Origin of the sequence: Neglectibacter timonensis, assembly GCF_900048895.1 — a bacterium.
Taxonomy (GTDB): Bacteria; Bacillota; Clostridia; order Oscillospirales; family Acutalibacteraceae; genus Acutalibacter; species Acutalibacter timonensis.
The window spans coordinates 1,652,754-1,671,864 of sequence record NZ_LT160640.1 but is presented as its reverse complement, the minus strand read 5'-3'; the positions used below and the strand labels follow the sequence as shown (position 1 = coordinate 1,671,864).

Here is a 19,111-nt window from a genome sequence, read left to right as displayed (position 1 = left end):
GATTTGATCCGTGCCGGAGACCTCCAGCTTGCCGCCGTCCACGCTCACGCCGGGCGCGCCTGCAAGCAGCTTCTCGTCTGTCGCGCTGTCAAGCCCCTTGCCGCCCTGCACGGTGAACGCTTTCTCACCGGTCAGGGTCAGTGCCGCGCCGGTTGCCACCGAAATGGCGGGCTGGGCGGCGTTGCCGTCGACCGCGTCCGGCCCTGTCATCTTGCCGCCGCCCACGCTGTCGGTGGCGACGACCGGAACAGTCCCGGTCAGCGCCAGGGGACTGACTCCTGCGACGCACGTCCAGGTGTGACCCTGCAAATCGAGGGTGAAGCCGCCGAAACCGATATTGATGGACGTTTTTACGTTCTTCGTCAGGCGCACCCGATTCTTTTCCGCAAAGGATTCGCTTTTCGCGCCATCAAGCGCTTCGGTCAGCGTGTCGCAGTCGGCCCAGGTCGTGCCGCCGTCCGTGGTGTACTGCGCCACGGTGCGGTTGTCGACGATGTACTTGCCGGAAAGGGTGTCGCCGGAAACGTCCGTGACCTTTTTGCCATTCGGTGAGGCCAATGTGACCTTATAATAGTAGCAGCCCTCCGCCAGCAGCTTGCCGACCGCGCCGGTTCCTGCCGTAATGGCAGTTTTATCGTCTCCACCGCCGTCAATCATGCCGCCGGACAGTTTGGCGTTTTTCTCGCCCGCCGCGTAAAGCGCCTGCCCGTTCGTCGAATCGCCCGAGAGCGCGCCGCCGGTCATTTTGAATACGCCGTCCTCCGTCGCACGGACGGCCCAGCTGCCGTTCGTCTTTGTGTTTTCGATCGAGCCGCCCGAAAGTTCCGCCTCGCCGCCGGACACGGTGAGTACGCCGAAATTCGCCGCCGGTGTGCCGGTTCCGGGCTCGATTTTGCCGGTGCTGCCGTCGGTGACGGTAAGCTTGCCGCCCGAGACCTCGATACAGCCGTTCGCGCCCGTGCCGCCGTCAGCCAATGTGCCGAACACCGGTATGGTGAGCGTTTTGCCGTTCAAATCCAGCGTGTGCGCGCCGCTTTCCACCCTGATCGTGGTGATCAGCGTCTTGTTGTTGGTCAACTGAAGGGTGAGCGCGCCTTTTTCGCCGCTGACGGTCACATAATCGCCCAGCAGAGCGCGCAGCGCATCCGCCGTACTTTCGCTTGTCAGCGTGATCGGCGCGGGATAGGACGCCTTGATCGCCTTTACCTCGCCGGTGCCGTCATAGGTGGGGACGAGATGCCACGTGTTGGAGCCGACAAGGTGGATATAGCCCTGGTCGCCGTCCTTTGCGCCGGTGGCGATGGTGCCTCCGGGTGCGAAGCCGGACGGCAGAACGACGTACACGCTCGCGTCGGCGGTCAGGGGCTGATCGGATTGGATCTGAAAGCTCGCAACGCCGTTTGTAACGTCGGTTCCGTTGTTGATGATAATGCCCTTGTTGGTGCTGCCGCCGATCTTCGCCGCGCCGCCGACCGTGACGGAGGTGTCGCCGCCGACTACAGAAACCGTGCCGCTGCTGGCGCCGTTGGAAATGCTGCCGCCGCCGTAGACGCTTTGTGAAACCGTGCCGCTGACGGTAACGGCGGTGTTGCCGGTGACATTGCTGTTTAGTCCGCCGCCATAGACGTTTGCCGCCGTGCCGCTGACAATGACTTCGGTATTGCCGCCGACCGTGCCGGTATTGTTATAGCCGCCGCCGTAGACGCTGCCGGAAACCGCGCCGCCGATGGTGACCTTGGTATGATTGGTGACCTCGCCGCTGACACTGCCGCCGTAGACGTAGGAAGCCTTGCCGCCATTCGCAATGGTGACATCGGTGCTGTCTACCGTGCTGCCCGCGCCGCTGCCGCCGCCGCAGACGGTGCTAATGTTGCCGCCGCTTGCAATGGTTACCTTGGCGCTGCCGCTGGTGCTGGCGCCGTTGCTGCTGTTGCCGCCGCCGTAAACGTAGAGAGCCGTGTTGTCACACGCAACAGTGACCTCGGTGTCGCCGGTGACCGTGCTGGCGGTGCTGCCGGTTTTGCCGTCTTGATTGCCGCCGCCGTACACGGTGGAAGCCGAGCCACCGCTCGCAATGGTGACGGAGGTGTCGCCGGTGACCGCGCTGGCGGAGCAGCTGCTGGAGGTGTTGCTTTGATTGCCGCCGCCGAAAACGTATTTTTTTACTGTGCCGTTAATGACGACCGTGGTTTTGCCGCTGACCGTGGTTGTGCCGGAAGTGGCGCCGATGAAACCGCCGCCGTAGACGTTGCCGGAGTTGCTTGCGCTGCCGCCAACCGTGCCGTTGCTCGCAACGGTGACCTTGGTGTCGCCGGTCACTGTGCTGCCTTTGCCGCTGCCGCCGCCGTAGACGTTGCCGGAGGTGCTTACGCTGCTGCCAACCACGCCGCCGCTTGCAATGGTAACCTCGGTGCTGCCGGTGACCGCGCTGGCGGTGGTGCTGGAGGCGCTGTTTTGACAGCCGCCGCCGTAGACGTTGCCGGAAACTTTGCCGTTAATGACGACCGTGGCCTTGCCTTCGACCGTGGTTGTGCCGGCGGCATTGATGAAGCCGCCGCCGTAGACGTTGACAGCCGCGAAGTCGGTGGCGCTCGTGCCCGAGCCGCTGCCGTTGACGGTGACGGTGGTGTTGCCCTTTGCGCTATCGCCCGAACCGCCCACCGTGCCGCCGTAGCCGCCGCCGTAGACGTTTTGCGTCACCTTGCCGCCGTCCTCGATGGTGACGACGGTGTTGCCGCTGACCGTGCCGCCGGAGCTGGTGCTGCTGACATACCCCGCGCCGCCGTAGACGTTTTTCACCGAGCCGCCGCTTGCGATGGTGACATTGGTATTGCCGCTGACCGAGCCGCCGTAGCCGCCGCCGTAAACGTCGCCGCTGGAGGTGCCGATGGTGACTGTGCCGCTGACGATGACGGCGGTATTGCCACCGACCGTGCCGTTAGAGCCGCCGCCGTAGATGGTGCCGTTAGACGTGCCGCTGATGGTGACCTTGGTATCGCCGTTCACCGCGCCGCCGGCATTGTTGCCGCCGTTTGCGTTACCGCCGTCGCCGCCGTAGACGGTGACAGCCGTGCCGCTGACAGTGACGGTGGTATTGCCGGTTACTATGCCGCTGTAGTTGGTGCCTTTGATGCCGCCGCCGTAGACAGTGCCGGTAACCACGCCCTTGACGGTGACCTCGGTGCTGCCGTTCACGTCGCCGCGTCCGCCGCCGTAGACGGTGGCAGCCTTGCCGCCCGTTTCAATGGTTACCTTGGTGCTGACCGTTCCGGCGGTTGTCCCGGCGTTGCCGACCGCGCCGCCGTTGTGACCGCCGCCGTAGACAGTGCCGGCTGTGCCGGAAATGGTGACCGTGGCTGTGCCGGTGACATTAGCTTCGCTGCTGCCGCCGTAGACGCTGCTTGTGACGGTCGCGCCCGTCCCGATGGCGACCTCGGTGCTGCCGGTGACGCCGCCTTTATTGCCGCCGCCGTAAACGCTCTGAACCTTGCCGCCCGCCATGGTGATTTTTGTGCCGCCGGTGAGCGCCTTGCCGTTTCTGCCGCCGTAGACGGCGTAGCCGGAGAGATCGTAGCCGTCATCGAGAGAGCCGCTGATGTTGGTATCGCTCGTGATCGTATAGGGCAGATAGTCGCCCTCACTTCCCATTTCGCGGTAGAAAATTTTGGTTTTGGCGGCGTCAGACGTGCCCGCTTCCAGCTTCAAATCCGTGCCGTTGGCGTAAAGCTCATATTTGCCGCCGGGTTTTTCCACCGTCGGCATGGGATGGGGATAGACGCGGCCCACGGTGGCCCCGTCGGCGCGGGTGAAGTATGTGCTCAGATTGTCCACCGTGACGCCCGCATTGCTGAAATAGACGGCGTAGCCGTTTTCCGCCGTGTTTTCTACCTTTGCGCCCTCGTTTATGGTAAGATGGGTCGCGGCGGTCATTTCAATCGTGCCGTTGCTCGTCGCCGCGCAGGTGAGCGTGCCGCCGCTGACCGTCAGCGCGCCCGCGCATCCGATTGCGTACTTTTCGCTGCCGCCGTCGATTTTGCCGGTTTTTGCGGTGCTCGTGTCCGTCACGGTCAAATTGCCCGCGTTTGTCACGTAGACCGCCGGGCCGGAGACGGTAAAGCCGTTCAGATCCAGCGTGAGGGTGCTGCCGAAGTCCACCTCGTTGGTAAGCGCGATATCGGCGATCACCTGGATGGTATCACCCGCGCTCGCCCCGCCCACGGCTTCCGCCAGGGTGGAATACTCCGTGGTCGTGCCGTCTTTCGTGATTTGCGCCACGGGCGCCTGACCCGGCAGGAAAGGTTTCTGCTCGATCTGGTCGGCGGAAATGCCCGTCAGTGTGGGCAGCAGGCCGCGGTTTTTAAGGACGGTCGCATCGCTAATGCCGTCGGGATACTCCCAAGCGTCGCCGCGCCACGTTTCGCTGAACACAGTGCCGTATGTACTCGTACCCACGGTGACGGTCGCGCCGTGGACTTTTTCGCCGCCGATGTTGTTGTTGTCCGTCACCGCCGAACCGTTCACCAGCATATCACCGCGTGCGAAATTGTCTGCGAGGGTTCCCCCATCATTTCCGCACACGCGCCCGCCGCCTGTCCCCCCCGCCGCCGTGACGGCAAGCCCCAGCGCCGCGCAGTACTGGATGATCGGCGCGTCGTCGCCGATTGCGTTGGACGTTGCAAAGTCGCCCGCGACGCCGCCGACATAGTTCCAGCCGGACACGTCGCCGGTGGCGTAGCAGTGGTCGATCGTGCCGCCATTCTCGCCGACAATGCCGCCGACAAGGTTCGCGCCGTATGCTTGGTTCGTGTCGTTAATCAGGCCAATGACGTCGCCGGTGGCGTAGCAGTTTGTAACCGTGCCTAAATTATATCCCGCGACGCCGCCAAGTGAGTCCCCCTCAGAAGAGCCTTCCCATTGAACCGTGCCGGTGGAGAAGCAGCTCGTCACCGTGCCGTAAAAATTATCTCCCACGACGCCGCCCACACTGGCCACGCCGGTGACATTGCCGGTGTTTACGCAGTTTTGGACCGTGGCGGGGGCGTAATTCTGCGAAAGGCTATAAGAACTGCCATCCGCGTTTTCGCCCACAATGCCGCCGACAGGTTGCACGCCGGAGACCGCGCCGGAGTTGGTGCAGCCGATCACCATGCAGCTAACGGCTTGTCCCGCGATGCCGCCGACAAATTGCGCGCCGCTCTTGTTGCCGTCCTCGTCGGTGGCAATGCAACTGACCTTGCCTTCGTTTTTGCAGTTTTCCACCGCGCCGACGCCGATACATCCCACGATGCCGCCGAAATTTTCCGGGGTGCTGCTGTAAGCGTACTCGCTGGCAGGCGCAGGCTGTTTGGAAGCGTCGGCGATCACTTCGCCCTTAAAGGTGCAGCCGGATATGGTGAGTTCCGGGTAGTTGCCGTCGCCTTCGCAGACGAATTGCCCCGCGATGCCGCCGACACCCTTGTATCCGGTGACCGTACAGCCGCTTTCGCAGTTCGTCACCGTGCCGGGGACGGGAGAGGTCAGATCGTTGTTCAGCGAATTGATACTCATATCGTAAAAAATGCTGTACCCTACGATGCCGCCGACATACGAGCTGCCGGTGACTGCGCCGGTGCTTTCGCAGCCGCTGATCGCGCTGTTTTCTGCCCGCCCGACGATGCCGCTGACATACGAGCTGCCGATGACTGCGCCGGTGCTTTTGCAGCCGCTCACTGTGCTGTTTTCTGCGAGGCCCGCGATGCCGCCGAAATATTGGATGCTGACATTAGATTCAAGTTCGGCAACCCCGACCGTGCCCGTAAAGGTGCAGCCGATGATAACGGGGCCGACGGCGGTTTCTTCGGTGGGCGCGCCGTTGGAGGAAAGGCTGTTTTCACCGCTGCTTATCAGAGCGATACCCACAATGCCGCCGACGGATGCACAGCCGGAGACTGTGCAGGCGCTTTCGCAGTTTGCCACCGTGGCGGGGGCGAGCGACTCATTCGTCAGCAAAACGGGCTCCGGCGTGGAGCGGATGCGAGAGTTGAACCCCACGATGCCGCCGACTTGCACGTTGCCGGTGACCGTGCCGGCGCTTTTGCAGCCGCTTACCACGCTGTCCATTGCGCCGCCGACGATGCCGCCGATACTGTACTCGCCGGTGACGGCGGCGGAAGCACCGCTTCGGGACGTTATTTCGTCCCCAAAACGGCAGCCGGTGATGGTGGAATCACTCGCGCTGCCCGCAATGCCGCCAATGTTGCTCATACCTGCGACTGTGCCGGTGCTTGTGCAGCCCGTCATCGCGCAGTAATTGGCGCTTCCCACGATGCCGCCAACATAATAGATGTTGCTGCTGTAGCCGGATGCGGGTTCAGCCTCGTCAAGCTTATTGATGGAGCCACTGAAATTACAGCCGCTTATGGTGAGGTCCACGCTGCCGGTAGTGCCTTCAGCGTAGCCCACAATGCCGCCGATCCAGTGCGTGCCGTCGACTGTGACATCACTGCCGCATTCTTCTATCGTGCCGCCTATGGCTTTGCCAACGACGCCGCCGACAGACCAACTGCCGTCGACCGAGCCGGAGGCTTTGCAGCCAGTCACCGTGCCGTGGTCGCATGCGCCAACGATGACGCTGACCTGGTTGTTTCCGTTAAATGTGCCGGAGACATTCAGATTTTTCACAGTGCCATAAGACACGTAGCCGAACAGCCCGGTTCCAAGATAATATTGGTCGGTATCCTCAATGGTCAGATTGGAAATCGTATGATTACCACCGTCAAAGGTGCCCGAAAACGCGGGGGCCGGGGGCTCTGCAGACGAATCATACGTTTCATCGGTTGGCAATTTGCCGCCGATGGGCGTCATGGTTGCGCCAGCGCAGTCGATATCCTGCGTCATTGTGATGGTGTAGCCGTTATGGGTGTTCCCGTCCGCGTTTACCAATTCCGCCAGCTTTTGCAAACCCGCGGCCGTGGAAACGGTGTAGCTTGTATTCGACGCTAAAGACGTGGCATTTGCGATGTCGCCGCCGTTCTGCGCGGGAAGCGTATTATCGCTATAGGGCCTGATTTCGTTTGTCACCGGGGCTTCGCCGGAGAGGTGCACATAGGCGCTGTCCACCGAAAAAGCGGCCCTGTCGGCATCCGTCGGGAGGACCACGTACACCGCCGCGCCGTCCGTCAGCGCGGGGCCGTAGGCGAGCGCGTCCACGCCGTTTGTGACGCCGGTTCCGTTGAGATAGACGCCGCTTTCGGGCGACGCGGCCCCGATTTTGGCGACGCCGCCCACGGTGACGCGGACTGTGCCGCCGACCGTGCCGTTTTCGCCGCTGCCGCCGCCGTAGATGGACTTGACCGTGCCGCCGGTCATCGTGATGGCGGTGTCGCCGTCCACGGGCGTATCATTGCCTCCGCCGTAGACGGTGAAGCCCGAAAGGTCAAGGGAGGCTTCGCCGTCGATGAGAAACGGCGTATTTTCTTCGCCGTAGGTAACGGCGGACGTGCCGGGGCGCTCGCCCTCCGCAATGGTAAGGGCGAGGCCGTTGGCGAAGATGCAGTCTCCCTCCACCGTGGGCGCGGGGGCGTCTATCGGCTCGTCATCCGTTTCGCCCGGCAGACCGCCGATCTCCGGCGTGCCGGACAGGGTGTTATCCTCCAGCGATTCGCCGAAGGAGGTCGTATTCTGCGCAGCGGACGCGCCGCCGTCCTCTGTCGCCGCCAGCGCGGGCGTGGGCAGCGCAGCAAACGCCATCAGGCAGGAGAGTAGGAGCGCCAAGGCTTTCCGTCCGGCGCGAGAGCTCCTTTTGTAGTGTACGGTTTCTTTTCGCATGGTCAAATCCTCCCAGTCCTCAGTCCATTTGTTTGTTCGGCCAGCAGCAGATGCCCACATCCAGAGGGATCCGCTCCTTCAAATGAAAATCTGCAAATTTACAGTACCAGCATTCCTTTTCCACCGGCAGTACGGCGGCACGGGGCGTGAACGCCGGACAGCGTTGGCGCGGCCACACGCTCCCGCCCACCCGCGGTTCCTTCAGCGGACGGTCTTCGGCGCGGCGGTTGATTCCCAACTCTGTGCCCATTGCCCATCTCCTCCTCCTAACAGGTTTCCTGTTTCCGGGGGAACCCCCGGAAACAGTTGAGGGGCATGCCCCTCAACTGAATCGATCCTCTTATTGCAGGAGGCCTTGACAGACCCCCCGGTCTTTTGCTACTGTTATTCTAATGAAAAAAAGCCGGCTTGTGGGGCAAAGTGTAAATTTGGTATGGTTTTGTGCGAAATTTGCACGTCCTGGGGAAAAAGTCGCTTGACAAGGGGAACCTATCATGTTGAAAATCGCTCTTTGTGACGACGAGCCGGGGCAGCGCAGCTTGACGGGCGGACTGCTCCGGGAATATATGGAACAGCGCCCCAGCCTCGCCGCCCGGCTCACCGTGGTTTCCTCCGGGGAGGAACTGCTGGAACAGGCGGAGGCGGAAGGGGGCTTTGACCTCTATGTGCTGGACGTCATCATGCCGGAGCTGTCCGGTATCGACGTGGGCGTCAAGCTGCGGGAGCTGGGGAGCGACGCGCCCATCATTTATCTCACCACGTCGCCGGATTACGCGGTGGATTCCTATCTGGCCCAGGCATTCTATTACATTTTGAAACCAGTGGACCGGTTCCAGCTGTTTGAGGTGTTGGACCGGGCGGCGGCGCTTTTGGAAAAGCGCCGCGCCGTCTCTATGCCAATCAAGACCAAAAGCGGTGTGCGGCTGGCGCCGTTGGACGAAATCCTCTATGTGGAACTGGCGGGGCGTTTGGCGCGATACCATCTCACCGGCGGGGAGACGGTGGACACCATGACCCTTCACGGCCCGTTTCAGGCGGAAATCGCCCCGCTGCTGGAGGACGCCCGGTTTGTCCTGTGCGGCTCCAGTTTCGCGGTCAATCTCCACTATGTAACCGCTGTGGACAAGGGGGAATTGACGGTGGGGAATCATTTCAGCATCCCGCTGCCCCGCAGGCTTGTCACCCAGGTGAAAAAGCAGTGGGGGGAATATTGGCTGAAGGGAGGCGGTGGGCCGTGCTGAACAGGCAATCAAAGAAAACCGGGCGCGTCCCGGCGTGGATACCGGCACTTTGTTATCTGGCCCTGGCAGTGGCGGCGCTGGCACTGTTCCACTCCTATACGGTGACGGACGAGGAAGAGCTGTTCCTCACCCCAACGTTTGCCGACGCCGGGGGATGGGATATCTACCGGCTGGACGACGCGGGCGGGCGCGTGGCGCTCGCCCCAAAAGAGGCGGCGGAGACGACCGGCACGGTCTACCTCTCCCGGGTGCTGGACCCGGCCTATGAAGAAAGCGGTTATACCACGCTGGAACTGGATGGGCCGGTCAGCGTGTTTCTGGATGGGGAACTGCTCTACACCACGGCCCCCGGCTCCGGGGACAGGGCGGAGTGTGTGGAGCTGCCCGCGGGCTATGAGGTTCCGGCTGCCGGAGAGGTCCCCCGGCTCACCCTGCCCCCCGGCTACGGCGACAAAATGCTTACGCTGGCCTTTGAACGGGACGCAGATTCCTACGGGACGCCGAGGGTAATCCTATCCAGCCGGGCGGTGGAGATTGCCAGCACCGCCGCCACGGCAAACCGGCTGGGAATGCCCGCCGCGGCCTACATGACAGCCGCTCTTTTGTTACTGGGCCTGTTTCTCTACAGCGGGGTTCAAGGCAATTGGGACTGGCCTATGCTCCTGCTGACGCTGGCGGCTGCGCTGCAGGCGTTCTATCAGCTTTGGGAATACGGCCTGCAGCTGAAGTATCACTCCGCGCTGGATATCCCCGCGTCGGCGCTGGTTCCACCTCTTTTTGTGGCATTGCCCCTCTGCTACCTGCTGTGCCGGATGGAGCTGGGCCGCAGGAAATTGCGGGCAGCCCTGATCCTGATCCCTGCCGTCGTGGCATTGGCTCCGCCGCTGTTCTATGCGCTGGGGCTGTCCCTGCTCGCCCCCTTTTATACGCTGTGCGCCCAGGCGCTCTATCTCTCCATCGCTGCGGCGCTGGTGTACGCCGCATTGGAGGCCCGGAGCGGGAACCGGGGATTCCGGGTATTTTTTCTGGGGCTGGGAGCGCTTGTCGCGGCGCTGGCCGCGGCCTGCCTGGTTTCCCGTGGGCTTGCCGCCCAGGTAGTCGTGGTGCTGGAACAGGCGGTTCGCGGCCTGCCCACTCTGCCCCTCTACTGGTGCGGCGTGGCGCTGTTCGTGCTGTGCGCCGGGATGAGCGTGGGCGATGCGATCCATCAGATGGCGGAAAGCCGGGTTCAGGCGGACATGCTCACCCTGCAGGTATCCGCCCTGCAGGGCCGGTTGGAAGCAGCCCACTCCGCCGACGAGGCCATCCGCATTGAGCGCCATGATCTGCGGCACAAGCTGCAGGCAGTGGCCGCAATGGTAAAAAAGGGAGAAAGCGATGAGGCCCTTGCCTACATCAGCGCGTCCCAGGCCCGCCTGGACGAGCTGAAGCCGGTGCGTTGGTGCCAAAACTCCGTGCTGGACGCTATTTTTTCCTCCTACTTCAGTCAGGCGCAGCAGCAGGGGATTCAGGTGGAGGCCAGCCTCGCTGTCCCGGATAAGCTGCCCGTGGATGCCGTGGAGCTGTCCACCGTGTTTGCCAACGCTTTGGAGAACGCCATCCACGCCTGTGCGGAGCTTCCGGAAGGGGAACGGAAAATCGTCTGCAAGTGTATCAACCGTCCCCGGCTTATGTTTGAGGTGGCGAATACCTGTGTGGGAGAAGTCCGGCTGGACCAGAACGGCCTGCCCGTGACTGGACGCCGTGGCCACGGAATGGGCACACGCTCCATCGCCGCTTTCTGCGAAAAGCACGGCGCTGTCTGCTCCTACGAACAAAAGGACGGCTGGTTCAGGATACAGCTGATCCTGTAAATGGATGCAAACCGAGTTGTCTTCGGAAATTCGATGGATCAGAAAAACCGGCCCTGCGCTTTCCTATCCGGGAAGCGCAGGGCCGGTTTTTTATTTGGTCCACGATGGGAGTTGTTTTTGCAGGAAATGCGTCCTGCCGTGTTTTTTCTAGGAGACCAAAAGCCATCCCAAACAGGGTGGCCCTTTTCGGCCTAAAGGCCTTGCTGTACAATGGTTTCAGCCAGTGTGCTAGCGACTGCCATTCCTAGGTCATAAGCAGCACCGTGTCGGATATTCTGCCAATTTCCCCATAGTTGTGGGCTTCGTAGAGAAGCCCCGCCTGGGCCGCCGAGGTTTTGGGCGCCAGGTCCGTGTGGAGGAAGAAGCCTTCCGCATGCAGGCGTGAGGCTGTGTATTCCAGAAAACCCAGAAAAGCGGTTGCGTCCTTCTGCTCCACATATTCAAAATCGACATCCAGGCCCACATAGCCTTTTTTGTGCATCAAGGCAAGAATATTGTCCATCACCGTTTCCTGAAGGGCCTGGTTCTGAAAGAGGAGGCTGGCCCGTTCCCCGCTGAAATTCCCATCCTCTGTGACGGAGGAGAGCAGCATCACCGGCGCTGTACGGTATTCGTAGGCCATGCGGATGAGAGGCTCGTCGTTGATGGGAATCAGAGCACCGTCCGGCGTGAAGCCGTAGCCGAATATGGTGAGATAGGTGAGGTAGGGGAGGGCGCGGCGCAGGATATCCTCCCGGATGTAGGGATAGGCGTAGCCGTTTACGGTGATCCGCCGCTGCTTTTCCTCTTCAAAGGCGATCACAATCGTCTGTCCGACCTGCAGGTAGGGGGAATTGATCAGGCTGGGATTGTTTTGCAGCAGCGTGAGCTGGGGAATGGCAAATTTGCTGGATATGGAGGATAAGGTGTCTCCGGGACGCACCGTATACAGCACGCTGGGAATCAGAATGAGCAGAGCCTGGCCGGAGGGCAGGGCCTGAGGATTCAGAATCCCGTTATCGCTGAGAATGCGCTGGGGAGACACCCCATACTGCCGGGCAATGCTCCACACCGTATCCCCCGGGCTCACCACATGAATCGCCATAAAAACCGCCTCCTTCCCTTTATGCTATGCGAAAGGGAAGGAGGCGGTGCTTTGCGGAAAGCTTCCGGGAGGAACGGCGCTAGTTCAGCCAATAGGCGCTGCAGTCCTTCTCCCGGCTGATCCAGCCGTATTCTACCAGATAGCGGCGCAGGGTGGCAAAATCGAAGTAGATTTCCTTCAGAAGGGCATTGACTTCTCCCTCCGTGTATCTCCGCCCAGGTTCGAATTCCTGGGCAATCCGTTTCAGGATGACCACTTTTTTCTTCTCCTTGGCGGAGAAGACCTTGAGCTTCAGCGGTTCCAGGGAAGAGAACACGCCGGAGAGGATTTTTTTCTCCTCCGCTTCGGTAATTTCATATCGTTCGTCCAACATTTTTGCACCTCCGTGTACGGGAATCAGCGCCTCGTCGGCGCTCTCTCTGTTTTGTTCTGCCAATTCCATAACGAGCTCCAGAACCGCCAGGGTCATCCGGGCTGTTTTGCATTTTTCCCGGAAGGTAAACCGCTGGTGCCGCACCGTGGAGGCGGTCACACCCAGCCGTTTGGCCACGGCGGCGTCCGAAAGGCCGGAGGCGAAAAGCTCCAGCAGCTCCCGCTGGTTTTCCGTAAAGGCAAGATATTTGCTCCCGCTTTCCAGCAGGGCGGCCAGCGGGCCGCCGTGACGGTTCTCGCAGTGGCGGGCGGCAGCTCTGCGGGCGGTGAGGTAGCGGCCCTCAACGCAGAAAATCTCTTCCGCGTCAAAGCTCTCCCCGCATACCGGGCAGACAAAAGCCTCTTTTTCCCCGTCGAAGGAATAGCCCGCTTTCAGGCAGGCAATGTCCTGTTCCTCTAAGAATTTCATCTTCTTCCCTCAGTTTGTTTCGGAATAATATAAACTTATTATAATTAAGTTTATAAAATTTGTCAACATAAATTTGCTGATCTTTTGCGTCGGTTTTACTGCCTCACTTGCAAAACTGGAAAGCCGAAATACTTTACAGAACTTCGGCTGTGAAGACAGAGGAACCGTCTATTGCCGGATTGTTATGGAAAGGCTATGCTGTAGTGCCGCCCTGCGGGACGCCCGTTTTTCCGGAATTATTCCTTTATGCGTTCCAAATACTCTTCCAGGCAGATTTGCTGCTCGTAAATCTCTGCCGCCGCTTCTTTTCCAACATAGCGGTAATGCCAGACTTCCTCAGCAGTGCCCGTGATATCGGTCTTGCTGCCTGGATAACGAAAAATGAAGCCGTACTTATAACTGTTTTCCTGCAGCCAGAAATAGAGGTCATAGGTCGCGCCGTTAATATCCACCGCAAAGCCTAGTTGATGCTCGCTGTATCCAGGGGCAGCGACCCATTCCTTTGCCATTTCTGCGGCCTCCTCCACGGAATACCCCTGTTTTTGATATTCCCGGATTTTATCATTGTACAAGCTCTTTTGTTTCTCTGAAGTCCGATAGCCGGATACTACCATCGGCAGCTGATCCCAATTGTCTTCTTTAGCCGCTTCCAGCATTTCCATCAGGGGCTCGTAAATCCGTTCATCCACTTTTTCCCCGCCCGGAATCTCCGCCAGAGTGATCTCATACGTTTTCGGGAGCGGGTTCCAGCGGTTTACCAAGGTGAGATACCATGGCATAGCAGCGGACTCCGGTTCAGCAGCAGGCTCGCCGTCCTGTGGCGCGCCTGTCACTGTCACAGGAATTTTCTGCAGGGGGTATTCCACGGCAGGTTCTTGCGGGAAAGTATACCCGCTTATCCAATAAGCCGCTGCAAGGCATAGAACTAAAACAACGGGCAGCAGAAGCAGCGGCCAGCTCCGCCGCCGGCGCCTCTGACGTCTGCGGCCAAACTGTTTTTTTTCTTCCATAACGACTAAGCAGCTCCTTTCATGCAGGGCAAAGCAAAAGCCCCTGTCTGGCTGTTATTTTACCAGACAGGGGCCTTGTGATTTTAAAGATCAAACAGTTCTTTTCCTAAGAAAAAATGAAGGGATTATGCTTTTTTTGCAATGGGCAGTGTAACGGTAAAGCGTGTCCATCCGTTTTCGCTGTTGGCTGTAATCGTCCCGCCGTGCAGGGTGACGATCTCCTTTGCTATGGCAAGCCCCAGCCCCGTTCCTCCTGTGCCTGCAGCGCGGGATTCATCCAGGCGATAGAATTTTTCAAACACGGTGTCCAGCTTTTCCCCCGGAATGGTTTTTCCGTAACTGCAGACAGACACAACAACTTTTTCCCCCTTATCCTCGGCACGTACGATGACCTCTGCTCCGGATTCGCTGTATGACGCTGCGTTTTTAAGAAGATTGTTGAATACACGGGCCAGCTTCTCCGCGTCGCCGCAAACCTGCAGCGGTTCCTCCGCCTGGAAAGCGACATAGTTTCCATGTTCATTAAGAAGCGGGATGTGCTCGTCTATCACCTGTACGAGCAGATAATACAGGTCAACAGGCTTGGGGGTGATGGTGATTTGCTGGGTGTTGTAACGGGTAATTTCAAAAAACTCGTCTATCATCTTTTCCAGACGGTATGCTTTTTCCAGGGAGATGTGAATGTAGTTTGCCTTTTGCACGGCGGGGAGATCGGGAATCTCCTCCAGCAAATTCAAATACCCGATGATGGAGGTCAAGGGCGTCCGGATATCGTGCGCCAGGTACATGACCAGCTCATTCTTCCGCTGTTCAGCAGTTCTGGCCGCTTGTGCCCTTTGTGTCAGAATGTTCTGCACCGAGTTCAGCTTGTTTTCAAAGGGCTCCATCTCCGGGGAAAGCTGGATTCGCTCCGCGTGGTCAGACAGAAGGCTGTCGATTCCGGAATTGATCTCCCTGAAGTACCGGGCCATCCATCGGAACAGGTACCAGAGCAGCAGCAAAAAAACGAGAATGATCGCAACAGCAAAAAAGATTTCCCTATAGCCCCGAAAATAGTTATTATATAGGAGAAACGCCTCTTCATGGTCCATGTCCATCCACAGTTCCATCAGGGAGATGATCCAATCGCCCATGCGATGTTTCCATAAGAACAGGTAAAGGCCGACCACGATCACGGTTGAAATGATCGCGCTGATGCAGAAACGCCGCATAATCCTGACTTGAAAGGCGGTATAACCCGTTTTCTTTCTTTCAGTTCTCAATTTTGTACCCGTATCCCCAGACGGTCTTGATGTATTTTGGATTTTCATAGGAATCCCCCATTTTTTCCCGCAGATGCCGGATATGCGCGGTGATGGTGTTGTTATTTTTGGTATAATACTCGTCTTTCCAAATCTGGCGGAACAGTTCCTCCGAACTGACCACCCGCCCTTTATTTTGACATAAAATCTGCAGGATGGAAAATTCGGTAGGGGTCAGGGAGAGCGGATGCTCGTTCAGTGTACAAGTATGGGACTTTATATCCAGAGACAGTCCGGAGAGGACGATAATTTCACTGTCATGCTCCGGGCCGGCATTGTAGCGTTTATATCTTCTCAGCTGCGCTTTCACTCTGGCGACCAGTTCCAGAGGCTGGAACGGTTTTGTCATATAATCGTCCGCTCCGATGGACAGGCCGTTGATTTTGTCAATTCCCTCGCCTCTGGCCGTCAGCATGATAACCGGATATTGATGTTGTTCCCGGATCTTCTGGCACAGCTGGAAGCCGTCCATATCAGGGAGCATCACATCCAATACGGCCAAATCCAGCTTCTCTGTTTCGATGCAGCGGAGCGCATCCATAGCGTTGTAAAATTTAAAAACTTGAAAATCTTCATTTTCAAGATAAAGGGAGACGAGATCGGCTATTTCATGCTCGTCATCGACAATCAGTATTTTATCTCGTTGCATAAAGAACCCCTTTCTGCAGTTCAGGATATTTTGTCCGCGCAAGTACTCCTTCTGCTATTTTACCAGAGTTTCCCGGGTTTTTGTACTTACGCTGCATTTCTTTTAAAGCAATGCTGGGGGATTCTTCCAAAAACGAAAAGAAAATAGAGAAAAACGCTTGTACGTACAAATCGAATATGCTATCATGTGTCCATCGGGAAACCGAAACTCGAAGGTAGAAACGGGAGGAATTTGAACGATGAAAAGCAGGTCTGTGCCGGTTACGGCATTTCAGCCGGGAGAGGGCTTTCTGCCGGACTGTCAGCGGCTGGTAAAAGAGCAGGTGATTCCCTACCAGTATGAGATTCTCAACGACAGGCTGGAGGGCGTGGAGAAGAGCCATGCGCTGGAAAACTTCCGCATTGCGGCAAAGAAAACCGCCGGGAATCCTGTAACGGAAGAGTTTTACGGAATGGTGTTTCAGGACAGCGACGTGGCCAAGTGGCTGGAGGCCGCCGCCTATTCCCTGACCGTGCAGCCCGACCCGGAACTGGAAAAGGAAATCGACGGCGTGGTGGAGCTGCTGGCCTCCGCCCAGCAGGAGGACGGCTATCTCAATTCCTATTTTACCGTCAAAGAGCCGGAGCGCCGCTGGACCAACCTGCAGGAGGCACACGAGCTGTACTGCGCGGGCCATTTGATGGAGGCTGCCTGCGCCTATTATGAGGCTACGGGCAAGGACGGCTTCCTGAAGGTGATGGAAAAAAATGCAGACTGCATTTACGAGCAGTTTATGAATCACTGCCCCAAGGGGTATTCCGGCCATCCCGAGGTGGAGCTGGCCTTGATGAGGCTGTACCGGGCGTCCGGAAATTCCAAATATAAAGAGCTGGCGCAGCATTTTGTGGATGTGCGCGGCGAAGCGCCCAACTACTTTATGGAAGAGAAAGCGAAGCGGGGCTGGAACGTCTGGGGGCCTACCGGCAATGACGCCGAGGATACCGATTACACCCAGAGCACCCTGCCTGTCCGCCAGCAGAAAGACGCGGTGGGACATGCCGTGCGCGCAGTCTATCTGTATACCGCCATGGCAGACCTGGCCAACGAGACGGGGGACGCGGGCCTGAAGGAGGCCTGCGAAACGCTGTGGAAGAGCATCACCCACCGCAGGATGTATGTCACCGGCGGCATCGGCTCTACAGTGATCGGAGAGGCCTTTACAGTGGATTACGACCTGCCCAACGCCACCGTATATGCGGAGACCTGCGCCTCCATCGGCCTGATGTTCTTTGCCCGGCGCATGCTGGAGCTGGAGGCCAAAGGCGAATATGCGGATGTGATGGAGCGCGCCCTGTACAACACGGTGCTTGCCGGTATGCAGCTGGACGGCAAACGCTTCTTCTATGTCAACCCGCTGGAGGTGGTGCCGGGGATTTCCGGAAAAGCAGCCACCCAGCGGCATGACCTGCCCCAGCGTCCCCAGTGGTACGCCTGCGCCTGCTGCCCGCCCAATGTGGCGAGGGTACTTTCTTCCATCGGCAGCTATGCCTACAGCGAAGGGGAGGAGGCCCTGTTCCTCCATCTCTATCTGGGCGGGACCGTAAAGTCTGCCAAGGGATATTCCCTCAGCTGTGAAACCGGTTATCCCCACTGCGGCGCTGTGCGCTATGTGTTCCATGGGGAGCAGGAGGCTGTCCTGGCCCTGCGGATTCCCGGCTGGAGCCGGAACACGGCCCTCACGGTCAATGGAGAAGCTGTGGATCTGGCGGCGGCTGTCAGGGACGGCTATGCCATGCTGAACAGGCAGTTCCATGAGGGCGACGTGATCGAGCTTACTCTGGATATGACGCCCCGCAAGGTGTTTGCCTCCTCCAAAATTCCGGCGGATACCGGCTGCGCGGCGGTGCAGCGCGGGCCCCTGGTGTACTGCGCGGAGGGTGTGGACAATGGAGGCGATATCCTCTCCCTATCCCTGAACCGGGATGGGGCTCTGCGGGAGGAGGACTTTGATGCCGGACTTCTGGGCGGTGTGGTCCCAGTGCTGGCGGATGGATGGCGTACCCAGCAGATGGAAGACCTGTACACGGCCAGCCGGCCCGGAAGGGAGAAAACGGAAATCCGCATGGTGCCCTATTATACCTGGGGAAACCGCGGCCTGAACCAGATGCGCGTCTGGCTGCCGGAGGCCTGACCGGGTTCGGAAGGAATGCGGATAGAAAAACGGAGAGGCCGTCAGCAGGGGATTTTTCCCCGCTGACGGCCTTCTGCTGTATAAAAAAAGCCTTTGGCCGTCATTCTTCCAAAAGACGGCCTTTTTTAAGTGGCGGAGGGTCGTTCGCCGCGCTCCTCCCGATCATCTGACGTTCGGTTTTGTTCCCGCGTCCCTTAGCCGCTGCCGGCTTGTTCTTGCCGGGCTGCGGGCCATTGGAAAAAGTAAAGTTTTCGCCCGGCTTTTTCAAAAGGTGGTGATGGGGTGCAGAAGAGTCCGCGGCCTGCCCTTATCCCAGCGCCACATCCAAAATCATCATGATGAGAAAGCCGCCCATGACCCCCAAGGTGCCCGGGTGCGAGTGTTCCCCCAGGTGGGCCTCTGGAATCAGCTCTTCCACCACCACGTACATCATGGCCCCTGCGGCAAAGCTGAGAAGCCAGGGCATCAAGGGCTGGATGGTACCGGCTGCCAAGACCACCAGGATGCCGAAAATGGGCTCCACAATGCCGGAAAGGGAGCCGTAAAGAAAGCTTTTCCCGGCAGAGAGCCCCTCCTGCCGCAGCGGCAGGGAGATGGCTGCGCCCTCGGGAAAATTCTGTATGCCGATGCCGATGGCCAGCGCCATGGCGGAGGCATAGAGGGCCGGGTCGTTTCCGGCATGCTGGGCGGCCAAGGCAAAGGAAAGGCCCACAGCCATGCCTTCGGGAATGTTGTGCAGGGTGACGGCCAGCACCAGCAGCGTGGTGCGTTTCCAAGGGGAGGCAACGCCTTCCGCTCTGGCCGCGCCCGCATGCAGATGGGGCAGCAGGGCGTCCATCGCCATCAGGAAAAGGATTCCCAGCAGGAATCCGCCCGCAGCGGGCAGCCAGCCCGGCATGCCGGATCCCTCCGCCTGGTCAATGGCCGGGATAAGCAGGCTCCATACGGAGGCGGCGATCATCACCCCGGCTGCAAACCCCAGAAAAATGCGCTGCACGTCAGCGCTGATTTTGTTTTTGAAGAAGAAAACCAGGGCGGCGCCCAGGGTGGTCATCAGGAAGGTGAAGCCGGTTCCTCCGGCGGCCCAGAGTATGGACTGCGCAGTCATAAAAATCACCTCAAAGATTCTTTATAATCAGTTAGTATCCTCTAACAT

Annotated in this window: 10 protein-coding genes and 1 pseudogene; 3 read left to right on the top strand and 8 right to left on the bottom strand. The window is 59.2% G+C overall.

Features of this window, described 5'->3' with window-relative positions; genetic code table 11:
- Positions 1–7,806, bottom strand: a 7,806-nt coding sequence (locus BN3911_RS16695; protein WP_187127782.1) for a GLUG motif-containing protein, incomplete at its 3' end; no start/stop codon positions are given.
- 19 nt (positions 7,807–7,825) lie between these two features.
- On the bottom strand, positions 7,826–8,056 hold the full coding sequence (locus tag BN3911_RS16690) for a hypothetical protein (RefSeq protein ID WP_066860590.1): 231 nt from the start codon (positions 8,054–8,056) through the stop codon (positions 7,826–7,828).
- Between the two features lie 244 nt (positions 8,057–8,300).
- Here BN3911_RS16690 and BN3911_RS16685 point away from each other — a divergent pair, with 244 nt between their 5' ends.
- Together BN3911_RS16685 and BN3911_RS16680 are read left to right on the top strand one after the other, a co-directional pair.
- Entirely contained in the window at positions 8,301–9,047 is a 747-nt protein-coding gene (locus tag BN3911_RS16685) for a LytR/AlgR family response regulator transcription factor (protein ID WP_066867656.1), read from the top strand.
- On the top strand, positions 9,041–10,900 hold the full coding sequence (locus tag BN3911_RS16680) for an ATP-binding protein (protein WP_066867653.1): 1,860 nt from the start codon (positions 9,041–9,043) through the stop codon (positions 10,898–10,900). Before BN3911_RS16685 ends, BN3911_RS16680 begins: the two co-directional genes overlap by 7 nt.
- Positions 10,901–11,144: 244 nt before the next feature.
- On the opposite strand, the gene BN3911_RS16670 is transcribed toward BN3911_RS16680, so the two are convergent.
- The 5 genes and pseudogenes from BN3911_RS16670 to vanR form a co-directional block, all read right to left on the bottom strand.
- The gene (locus tag BN3911_RS16670) at positions 11,145–11,984 is read right to left on the bottom strand and encodes a LysM peptidoglycan-binding domain-containing protein (protein ID WP_066867647.1); all 840 of its coding nucleotides are present in this window, start codon (positions 11,982–11,984) and stop codon (positions 11,145–11,147) included.
- Positions 11,985–12,063: 79 nt separating this feature from the next.
- Entirely contained in the window at positions 12,064–12,825 is a 762-nt protein-coding gene (locus BN3911_RS16665; protein WP_066867644.1) for a DUF2087 domain-containing protein, read from the bottom strand.
- A 236-nt stretch (positions 12,826–13,061) separates the two neighbouring features.
- Positions 13,062–13,598 (bottom strand): annotated as a pseudogene (locus BN3911_RS16660) (M15 family metallopeptidase); the annotation flags it as partial.
- A gap of 362 nt (positions 13,599–13,960) precedes the next feature.
- Complete coding sequence (locus tag BN3911_RS16655) at positions 13,961–15,046, bottom strand: sensor histidine kinase (protein WP_082942337.1); 1,086 nt, start codon at positions 15,044–15,046, stop codon at positions 13,961–13,963.
- Positions 15,047–15,086: 40 nt separating this feature from the next.
- The gene (vanR, locus tag BN3911_RS16650) at positions 15,087–15,785 is read right to left on the bottom strand and encodes a VanR-ABDEGLN family response regulator transcription factor (RefSeq protein ID WP_066867631.1); all 699 of its coding nucleotides are present in this window, start codon (positions 15,783–15,785) and stop codon (positions 15,087–15,089) included.
- 238 nt (positions 15,786–16,023) lie between these two features.
- On the opposite strand from vanR, the gene BN3911_RS16645 reads away from it, so the two are divergent.
- On the top strand, positions 16,024–17,955 hold the full coding sequence (locus BN3911_RS16645; RefSeq protein WP_066867628.1) for a glycoside hydrolase family 127 protein: 1,932 nt from the start codon (positions 16,024–16,026) through the stop codon (positions 17,953–17,955).
- Positions 17,956–18,262: 307 nt separating this feature from the next.
- Here the strand turns inward: BN3911_RS16645 and BN3911_RS16640 are convergent, their stop codons facing one another.
- Positions 18,263–19,063, bottom strand: a complete 801-nt coding sequence (locus BN3911_RS16640; RefSeq protein WP_066868135.1) for a ZIP family metal transporter — start codon at positions 19,061–19,063, stop codon at positions 18,263–18,265.
- Between the last annotated feature and the right edge of the window lie 48 nt (positions 19,064–19,111).